This is a genomic window from Arthrobacter sp. H41, from assembly GCF_000520535.1.
Classification (GTDB): domain Bacteria; phylum Actinomycetota; class Actinomycetes; order Actinomycetales; family Micrococcaceae; genus Arthrobacter_D.
On record NZ_KI914816.1, the window covers coordinates 1,789 to 2,665 of the forward strand.

1 pseudogene is annotated in these 877 nt (G+C 66.4%); it reads left to right on the forward strand.

Annotated elements, in window-relative coordinates:
* Positions 1-877, forward strand: a pseudogene (locus Y705_RS19820) (Isoniazid-inducible protein iniA); the annotation flags it as partial.

Here is an 877-nt window from a genome sequence, read left to right on the forward strand (position 1 = left end):
CTGCCGCGGAGGTCTGCCTGCCCCGCAAGATCCTCGCGAACGGGCTCTCCCTGATCGATTCTCCTGGCGTGGGCGGCCTGGACTCCGCGCACTCACTCGCCACCCTGACCGCCCTGCCCACCGCGGACGCTATGATCCTGGTGTCCGACGCTTCCCAGGAATACACGGAGCCCGAGCTCCGGTTCCTGCGCCAGGCCATGCGGATCGTTCCGAACGTCGGCTGTGTCCTGTCCAAGACCGATCTCTATCCACAGTGGCGCCGGGTGGCCGAACTGGACCGTGCACACCTGACGCATCTGGGCCCGGAGTATGCCGAGGTGCCCCTCATGCCGGTCTCCTCCGATCTGCGACTGCACGCCGCCCGACTCAATGACGCCGAGCTCAATGAGGAATCCGGGTTCCCCGCTTTGGTCAGCTACCTGCGGAAGGAGATCGTCGGAAAGGCGGAGCGGCTCCAGCGGCGCTCGGTGGCCCAGGACCTGCTGTCCACTGCCGAGCACCTCCGGCTCTCGCTTCAGGCGGAACTCAATGCCCTCGAGAACCCTGAGGGTGTTCCGCTCATGCTCGCCGAACTGGAGGAGTCCAAGGCGAAGGCGGACCGGCAGCGCAAAAGGTCGGCGCGCTGGCAGACAACCCTGAACGACGGCGTCACCGACCTCATCGCCGACATGGAACACGATCTTCGGGACCGGCTGCGCAAGATCCAGCGGGAGGCCGAAACGGCGATCGACGCGGGGGATCCAGGACCGTCCTGGGACCAGTTCGCCGACTGGCTCGAACAGCGCATAGCCTCAGCGGTATCGGACACCTTCGTCTGGACGAACGAGCGGGCACAGTGGCTCGCCGAGCAGGTGGCGGAGCTGTTCGCGCAGGATGA